At 74.9% G+C, this 8828-nt stretch carries 7 protein-coding genes and 1 pseudogene; 5 read left to right on the forward strand and 3 right to left on the reverse strand.

All coding sequences use genetic code 11. From position 1 onward, the window contains the following. A partial coding sequence (locus BI06_RS28530; RefSeq protein WP_199523355.1) for a 2-oxo acid dehydrogenase subunit E2 occupies positions 1-886 on the forward strand: 886 nt, incomplete at its 5' end. A gap of 201 nt (positions 887-1087) precedes the next feature. Beyond that, entirely contained in the window at positions 1088-1603 is a 516-nt protein-coding gene (locus BI06_RS28535) for a DUF4240 domain-containing protein (protein WP_030391536.1), read from the forward strand. A gap of 119 nt (positions 1604-1722) precedes the next feature. Here BI06_RS28535 and BI06_RS28540 read toward each other — a convergent pair whose 3' ends face one another. Next, entirely contained in the window at positions 1723-2763 is a 1041-nt protein-coding gene (locus tag BI06_RS28540; RefSeq protein WP_043472435.1) for a DUF2510 domain-containing protein, read from the reverse strand. Positions 2764-2912: 149 nt separating this feature from the next. Then, a complete protein-coding gene (locus tag BI06_RS28545) occupies positions 2913-3437 on the reverse strand; it encodes a GNAT family N-acetyltransferase (protein WP_043473324.1) in 525 nt (174 codons plus the stop codon). Between the two features lie 138 nt (positions 3438-3575). Between BI06_RS28545 and BI06_RS28550 the strand changes: the two genes are divergently transcribed. From BI06_RS28550 to BI06_RS28560, 3 genes are all read left to right on the forward strand, one after another. Continuing rightward, entirely contained in the window at positions 3576-4481 is a 906-nt protein-coding gene (locus BI06_RS28550) for a TIGR01777 family oxidoreductase (RefSeq protein WP_043472437.1), read from the forward strand. A gap of 444 nt (positions 4482-4925) precedes the next feature. After that, positions 4926-6254, forward strand: a complete 1329-nt coding sequence (locus BI06_RS28555) for an NAD(P)/FAD-dependent oxidoreductase (RefSeq protein ID WP_030391540.1) — start codon at positions 4926-4928, stop codon at positions 6252-6254. A 272-nt stretch (positions 6255-6526) separates the two neighbouring features. After that, positions 6527-7759, forward strand: coding sequence for a cation:proton antiporter (locus BI06_RS28560; RefSeq protein WP_051742027.1), 1233 nt, complete (start codon positions 6527-6529; stop codon positions 7757-7759). 28 nt (positions 7760-7787) lie between these two features. Here BI06_RS28560 and BI06_RS28565 read toward each other — a convergent pair. Continuing rightward, positions 7788-8828, reverse strand: a pseudogene (locus BI06_RS28565) (regulator); the annotation flags it as partial.

Below are 8828 nucleotides of genomic sequence, written 5' to 3' on the forward strand. Positions count from 1 at the left end.
GCTTGCGGATGCGCTGACCGCTGTCACCGGCACCGGTGTCGGCGGCCGCATCCGCAAGCAGGACGTCCTGGCCGCCGCCGAGGCCGCCAAGGCCGCGCCGGCCCCGGTCGCCGCTGCCCCGGTCGCGGCCGCCGCCGCGCCGAAGGCCGCCGCCGCCCCGTCGGCCCTGCGCGGCCAGACGGTCAAGATGACCCGCATGCGCAAGGTCATCGGCGACAACATGATGAAGGCCCTGCACGAGCAGGCGCAGCTCACCAGCGTGGTCGAGGTGGACGTCACCCGGATCATGTCGCTGCGCGCCAAGGCCAAGGACTCCTTCCTCGCCCGCGAGGGCGTGAAGCTGTCCCCGATGCCGTTCTTCGTCAAGGCCGCCGCCCAGGCGCTGAAGGCCCACGCGGTCGTCAACGCCCGGATCAACGACGCCGAGGGCACCATCACCTACTTCGACACCGAGAACATCGGTATCGCGGTGGACTCGGAGAAGGGTCTGATGACCCCGGTCATCAAGGGTGCGGGCGACCTCAACATCGCCGGTATCTCGAAGAAGACCGCCGAGCTGGCCGGCAAGGTGCGCGACAGCAAGATCACCCCGGACGAGCTGTCCGGCGCCACCTTCACCATCAGCAACACCGGCTCGCGCGGCGCGCTGTTCGACACCGTCATCGTGCCGCCGAACCAGGCCGCCATCCTGGGCATCGGCGCGACGGTCAAGCGCCCGGTCGTCATCGAGGCCGACGGCGGCACCGCCATCGGCATCCGTGACATGACCTACCTGTCGCTCTCCTACGACCACCGCCTGGTGGACGGCGCCGACGCCGCCCGCTACCTGGTGGCGGTCAAGGAGATCCTGGAGGCCGGCGAGTTCGAGGTCGAGCTCGGCCTGTAAGGCTCCGCCCGAGGGTCCCCCTCCGGCAGCACCGGAACCCCGCGTCGTCCCCGGACGGCGCGGGGTTCCGCGCGTCCGGGGCGGGCCGGCGGCGGACGGTGGGGGCGTCCTGGCGCCGTTCCGGGTTTTTCGTGCCGTTCCGGGCGATTCACCCGCTCTTCGCATGCGCGCGTGCGGCCGAACAGGGATGCTGGAGCGGTGATGGACGAGACCGACTTCTGGCAGATCATCGACGACACCCGGGAGGACGCCGAGGGCGACCCGGACGAGCAGGCGGACCGTCTGGTGGAACGGCTCGTGGAGCTGACCCCGGACGACGTCATCGACTTCGCCCGGCTCTTCGAGGCCCGGTTCCAGCGTGCCTACCGCCACGACCTGTGGGGTGCGGCCTACCTGCTGCTGGGCGGGGCCTCCGAGGACTCCTTCGACTTCTTCCGGTGCTGGCTGATCGGTCAGGGCCGGGAGGTCTTCGAGGGCGGGCTGCACGAGCCGGACGACCTGGCCGACCTGCTGCCCGGCTTCGACGAGGAGGAGGACGGCGAGGCCGAGGACCTCGGCTACGCGGCCGACGAGGCGTACGAGCAGCTGACCGCGCTGCCGCTGCCCGAGGTGGGCGGACGCCAGCCCGCGCAGCCGTTCGGAGCCGCGTTCGACTTCGACGACCCCGAGGTCATGGCAAAACGGTTCCCCAAGCTCTGGGAGCGGTACGGGGACTGACTCCGGCGGGACGGTCCGGGCGGACCCGGCGCACCTGGTGGACCTGGTGGAGGGACGGACCGGGCGGACGGGCCGGGCGGGCCGGGGCTCGCGGCCGCCGGGCCCGCCCGGGCGGCGGCTCAGGCGTTGGAGCCCGCCGCCTCGCTGGTGTCCTGCTTGATGCCCTTGAGGATCTGGTCCAGCACGGACGGGTCGGGCGCGCCCGCGGCGTCGTCCACCCCGCCCTCGAAGGCCACGAAGCCGCCGCCCTTGGCGGGGACGGCCACCATCAGGATGTAGCCCTTGCTGCCGTCCGAGGTGGTGATGTGCCAGCGCACCGCGTACCCGGAGATGCCCGCGACCGTGGTGCTGGAGGAGCCCGCGTCGGTGTGCCCGGTGATGTTGCTGAAGATCGCCGCCGCGTAGGCCGGCATGGCCGCCTCGGCCGCCGCCCGGGCGGTGGTGCCGGCGATGGTGTCCTTCTCCACCGAGAACTGGCCCCGGATGCAGTTGCCGCCGCCGGGGCAGGTGTACTGGCCGCTGCCGAGGAAGACGGTGGAGTGGGAGCCGCTGGTGTTCGCCTCCCAGCCCTCGAACACCGGCACGGTGATGGCGTGCTGCGGGTCCGCCACGGTGTCCTTGAGCACCGGGCTCGGCTTCGGCGGCGTGGTCGGCGGCGGCGGGGAGGACCTGGTCGGGCTGGGGGTGGTGGCGCTCGGGCTCGGTGTGTCGGTGACGGTGACGGTGGTCACCGGCTGGGTCGGCTTGGCGATGGGGCCGTCGCCACCGCTGTTGAGCGCCACCGCGGCCACCACGCCGACCACGGCCAGCACGCCGACCACGATGCCGATGGCCGTCCCGGTCCTGATCCGGTTCGGCCGCTCCGGCGGCGGATAGGCGGCCGGCGGGTAGCCGTACGCCGGCGGGTTCTGCGCCGGGTAGCCGTACCCGGGCTGCCCCTGCTGCGGGGCGCCGTAGCCGTAGGCCGGCGGCGCGGGTGCGGAACCCCCCGAGGGGTTCTGCCAGGCGACCTGTGTCGGGGCGTCGGCAATCGGGCCGCCGCCCGCCTGGACGGGGCGGACGTCACTGGTCCAGGCCGTGCCGTCCCACCAGCGCTCATGACCGGCCGTGCCGTCCGCACCCGGTACCGGGTACCACCCGGGAGGCGTCGAGTTGCTCACGGCCGTAACCTACCCGTCCGGGTGACGCTCCAGACAGGGCGGGTCTGTCACGACTCTGCACCACCCGCGCACAGGATCTGACGTTGCGTCAGCGATGCGGGAAGGGTCGTGCGGGAACGGTCGGGCGGGTGGCCCGGCCGGCCGGTCGCTCAGTCGGCCGCCCGACCGGTCGGCCCGTCGTCGAGGGACCGGGCCATCCAGATGTCGTCGACGTAGACGCCGTCGATCAGGAACTCCTCCTTGAGCGAACCCTCGACCACGAAGCCGCAGCGCTCGTAGAGGGCGCGGGCCGGGGCGTTGTGGCCGAGCACCCGCAGGGTGATCCGGCGGGCGCCCTGCTCCCGGGCGGTCCGGCAGGCCGCCCCGACCAGCGCGACGCCGATGCCCCGGCCGCGCACGGCGGTGTCGACCGCGAGGCCCTGGATCTGGCGCACGTGCTGGTTGCTGGCCAGCGGGGTGGGCGGGACGACCCGGATGTAGCCGACCACCCGGCCGTCGAGCAGGGCGAGCCGGAACTGGTCCGGGCTGTGGCGTTCGTCGAACACCCCCGCGTCCTCGTCGGGCCTGGGGGCGACCTCGGCCAGCGCGGTCCAGCTGGAGCGGTTGAGGGCGGCGAGTTCCTTCTCGTCCTCGGCCCGGGCGGGGCGGATGATCAGCTGATCGTTCTCGTGCATGCGCCGCATGCTAATCACCCCCGGCCCGGACGTACACGGCAATTCCCGCGACCCGGCCCCGGCGTACACGGCAATTCCCGCGACCCGGCCGGACCGCCGCTCCCGGGAAGGCACCCGGCCGGCTGCGAGGATGGGCCCATGAGAATCGCGGTCACAGGATCCACGGGACTGATCGGCGCGGCACTCGTCGGCTCGCTGCTGGCGGACGGGCACGAGGTGGTGCGGCTGGTCCGGCACCGCTCGCGGACCGGGCCCCGGCCGGACGGCACCACCGCCATCGGCTGGAACCCGCTGCTGGGCCAGATCGACCGGGCCGGGCTGGCCGGGGTCGAGGCGGTCGTGCACCTGGCGGGCGCCGGCGTCGGCGACCGCCGGTGGAGCGACTCCTACAAGCGGGAGATCCGGGAGAGCCGGGTCCTGGGCACCGAGACCCTGGCGACCGCCCTGGCCGGACTGGCCGAACCGCCGAAGGTCCTCGTGAGCGCCTCCGCCGTCGGCTACTACGGGCAGACCGGGGACCGGGTGATCGACGAGTCCTCACCCGCCGGGGACGACTTCCTGGCGGAGGTCTGCGTGGAGTGGGAGGCCGCGGCCCGGCCGGCCGAGCGGGCCGGGATCCGGGTGGTCCACCCGCGCACCGGGCTCGTCCTCTCCGCCGCCGGGGGCGCGGGCGGACGGCTCTTCCCGCTGTTCCGGCTGGGCCTCGGCGGCCGGCTCGGCGACGGCCGGCAGTACTGGAGCTTCATCTCGCTCACCGACGAGGTCGCGGCCCTGCGCTTCCTGATCGACCGGGAGGACATCGAGGGGGCGGTGAACCTGACCGCCCCCGAACCGGTGACCAACGCCGAGCTGACGGCGGCGCTCGGGCGGGTGCTGCGCCGGCCGACGCCGTTCCCGGTGCCGAAGGCCGTCCTGGACACGGTGCTGGGCGAGCTGGCGGTGGAGGTGGTCGGCAGCCACCGGGTCGTGCCGCGCCGGCTGCTGGACGCGGGCTTCCGCTTCGCGCATCCGGACGTCGACTCGGCGGTGCTGGCGGCTCTCTGAGGTTCGGGCCGCGCCGTTGGGGGTGGCTCCGGGGCGACTCCCCGAGGCACGGCCCCAGGGCGGCCGGGGCCGGACGCGCGCGGTCGCGTCCGGCCCCGTCGCGTAGACGCGCTACGACGTCCGCCCTGGCCAGGGGCATATGCGCAGCGGAGTCCGGGCGACCGCGGCGCAGGGCTCCGAGAGGGGGCGCACGGGAGCACACGGCGGGCGCGCTGCGCGCCCCTGGTGACCGTGCGCGCCCGTCGGACGGGAACACGGGCGAGGAGGAGCACAGTCCGTGACCGCGCGGCCACCGGATGCGGCCACTCCCCTTCCCCACCGGGTTCGGGACCCGTGTGCTTGTCTGACGCTCGTACTGACTGGGCATCACACCGGTCGGACCGTGTCCCAGCACCCTGCTGCCTGCACCGGCCCGAAATCCCGGGACCAGGGAGGGAGCCACCAGTGCCCACGTACGACTTCACCCGCCGCACCCGCCGACAGTCCGACCCGGACGTCGTCGTGGTGGGAGCCGGCCTCGCGGGCCTCGCCGCCGCCCGCGTACTCACCGCCCACGGCCTCGCCGTTCAGGTCCTGGAGGCCGCGGAACGGATCGGAGGTCGAGCGGCCTCCCACGAACTCGACGGCTTCCGGCTCGACCACGGCAGCCATCTGCTGAACACCGCCTTCCCCGAGCCGCGCCGCGTGCTCGACCTCGACCGCCTCGATCCACGCCCGCTCACGCCGGGCGTACTCGTGCACAACGGCGGGCGCCGGTACCGGGTCGGGGACCCGCAGCTGACCACCGCCCGGCAGGCCGCCGCCCGGGTGCCACTGGGCAGTCCGCTGGACAGGGCGCGGCTCGGCAGCTGGCTCAACCGCCTCGCCAACACCCCGCCCGCACGGCTGAAGGCCCGGCCGGAGACCACCGCCGCCCGGGCCCTCGGCGACCGGGGCCTCGCCCCGCGCACCGTCGACGGACTGCTGCGGCCCCTGCTCGGCGCACTGCTCAGCGACCCCGCGCTCGGTACCAGCAGCCGGGTCGCCGACCTGGTGCTCCGCTGTTACGCGCGCGGCCGGCTCTGTCTGCCCGCCGGCGGGATCGCGGCCGTGCCGGCCCAGCTGGCCGCCGCCCTGCCCGCCGGTACGGTCCGCACCGGAGTGCGGGTCACCTCGATCACGGCCGACGGCGTGGAGACCGCCACCCACGGGCGGATCGGCGCGCAGGCCGTGGTCGTCGCGACCGATCCCCGCTCGGCCGCCGACCTGCTGCCCGGTCTGCGGCTGCCGGACTTCCACCCCGTCACGACCTTCTACCACGCGGCCGACCGCACCCCCCTGGGGGAGGCCGCCCTGCTGCTCGACGGCGACCGGCCGGGCGGGCAGCCGTCCCTGGTGTCGCACTCGCTGGTGCTCAGCGAACTGCACCCCTCGTACGCCCCGACCGGACAGGCGCTGATCGCGACCACCGTGCTCGGCCGCCGCACCTTCGACGCCGGCGGACCGGCGGCGCTGGAGCCGGCCGTCCGGGCCCGGCTGGCGGAGCTGTACGGCACGCCGACCGGCGGCTGGCAGTTCCTGAGCGTGCGGCACCTGCCGGACGCGGTGCCGGCCATGCCGCCGCCGCACAACACCCGGCGGCCGGTCCGGCTGCTCGCCGGGCTCTACGTCTGCGGCGACCACCGGGACACCAGCAGCGTGCAGGGGGCGCTGGTGTCGGGGCGGCGCGCGGCCGAGGCCGTGGCGCGCGATCTCGGGCTGCCGATCGCCGTACGGGAGGCGGAGGCGGCCTGACGGCGGACGGCGCCGGGGGTGTCCTGTGCGGGCCACCCCCGGCGCCGCTCGGCGTGCGGGCGCACGGAGCGCGGCGCCCGGCGTGCGTCCTGTGCTGTGCGGCGCGTGATGTGCGGCGCGTGATGTGCGGCGCGTGATGTGCGGCGGGCAGCGCCCGGCGTGCGGCGCGCGGCCCGGCTGCCCGAGTGGTGCTGGTTCGCGTGCCAATATGCCGATATGACCGCTGATCGGACGACCTCCGCTCCCCCGCCGGGCCGCCCGGTGAACGCCCGGTGAGCGCCGACTTCGATGTCCAGCCGCTCACGCTGATCCTGGTCCCGGCCGCCGCGGTGGCCGCCCCGCTGATCGCCGACCGGCTGCTGCGCTGGGTCGCCGTCCCCACCGTCGTGTTCGAGATCCTGCTCGGCGTGCTGATCGGCCCCGACGCCCTGAACTGGGCGCACGTGGACGACCTGATCGACGCGCTCTCCCAGTTCGGCCTGGCGATGCTGATGTTCCTGGCCGGCTACGAGATCGACTTCGCCAAACTGCGCGGCGGACCGCTCCGCCGGGCGGGCACCGCGTGGCTGATCAGCGTGGCGGTCGCGCTGGTCGTGGGCGCGGTGATCAACCCGAAACCCCTGGACGGCGCCTTCACCGGGCTCGTGCTGACCACCACCGCACTCGGCACCATCCTGCCGATCCTGCGCGACGCCGGCGAACTGCCCACCCCGTTCGGCTCGCTGGTCATGGCCACCGGCGCGGTCGGCGAGTTCGGGCCGATCATCGCCGTCGCCGTCCTGCTCAGCGGCAACAGCGCGGGCCGCACCGCCGTCATCCTGGGCGCCTACGCGGTGATCACCGCCGTCGCGATCGGCGGCGCCCGGCGGCCGCGGCCGGCCTGGATGACCCGGCTGATCCGCCGCACCCTGCGCACCTCCGGCCAGTTCGCCGTCCGGACCGTGATCCTGGTGCTCGCGACCATGGTGGCCGCCGCCCTCTGGCTGGAACTCGACATGCTGCTCGGCGCGTTCACCGCCGGCATCGTCTCCCGGCTGCTGCTCTCCGACATCCCCGGGCCGGCCGAGGAGGTGATCGAGGCCAAGCTGGAGGGCATCGGCTTCGGCTTCCTCGTCCCGGTGTTCTTCGTGGTCAGCGGGATGAAGTTCGATCTGGAGGCGCTGATCGACGATCCGGGCACGCTGCTGCTCGTCCCGCTCTTCGTGGTCCTGCTGCTGGCCGTGCGCGGACTGCCCGCGGCGCTGCTCGCCCCCGCCGGTCTGGGGCGGCGCGACCGGGGAGCGCTCGGCCTCTACGGCTCGACGGCGCTGCCGCTGGTCGTGGTGATCACCACGATCGAGGTGGACGCCGGCCATCTGCCGTCCTCCACCTCGGCGGCCCTGGTCGGCGCGGGCATGCTCTCCGTGCTGCTGTTCCCGCTGGCCGCGCAGCGGCTGCGCGGGGACGTCCGGCCGCCGGCCGCCGTGGAGGGCGACCGGCCGCGGGTGAACGCCGAGAGCTGGTGACTCCGCCGGTCCGGACGGAGCCCCCGGTTCAGATCACCCCCGCCTGACGGGCCGTCTCCTCGAACGCCCTGGCCACCGGGCTGCCCCGGTAGGGCGTGAGACGGCGGTGGAAGTCGCGCACGTACTCCAGCGACCGGGCCGAGCGCATCTCCCCCGCCGCCCGCAGGGCGTCGGTCGCCATGCCGCAGGCCTCGTCGAGGTCCCCCATGCCGAGCCGGGCGGTGGCCAGCACCAGCCGGCAGAAGATCCGGCTCCGGGCATAGGCGGGCGAGCGCAGCCGCAGCGACTTCTCGGCGTGCTGGGCGGCCGTCCGCCACTGCTGGAGGTCCCGGTAGCAGTGCGCGAACTCGTCCGAGAGCTGCGCCTCGTCGAAGAACCGCGCCCAGGCCGGCAGCTCGTCGCCGGTGCGGGCCGCCGCCAGCGCCCGTTCGGCCCGGACCAGCGCCGTGGTGCAGGAGCGGACGTCGCCGAGCAGGCCGTGTCCGCGCGCCTCGGCCGCGTGCAGCAGCGCCTGCACGGTCGGCGGCACCGCCGTGCCCACGCCCTGCTGGGCCACCCGGGCCAGCTGGACGGCCTCCCGGCCGTGGCCGAGGTGCACGGCCTGCTGGCTCATCGTCACCAGGACGTACCCGCCGAGCGCGCGGTCCCCGGCGGCCTGGGAGAGCCGCAGGGCCTGGACGAAGTAGCGCTGGGCCAGACCGTGTGCGGCGATGTCGAAGCTCGTCCAGCCGGCCAGCCGGGTGAGGTCGGCGACCGCGCCGAACAGGGCCCGGCCGATCTGCTCGCCGTAACGGCCGCGCAGCATCGGCTCGGCCTCGCTCTCCAGGTAGCGGACCAGCGCCTGGCGGGCGTGGCCGCCGCCGTAGGCGTGGTCCAGCGCGCGGAACAGGTCGCCGACGGCGCGGATGGCGGCGATGTCGCCCCGGCCGACGCGCAGGGCCGGGCGCGGATCGCGGGCCGGGTCCTGGAACGGCGGCTCGACCGCGATCGGCGGACGGCGGCTCTGGGTGGGCACCCGGGCCCCGAACGCGGCCGCCCCGGCGGCGGGGCCGGTCGTCGGGCCGCCCGC

Source organism: Kitasatospora sp. MBT66 (assembly GCF_000710405.2).
Lineage (GTDB): Bacteria > Actinomycetota > Actinomycetes > Streptomycetales > Streptomycetaceae > Kitasatospora > Kitasatospora purpeofusca.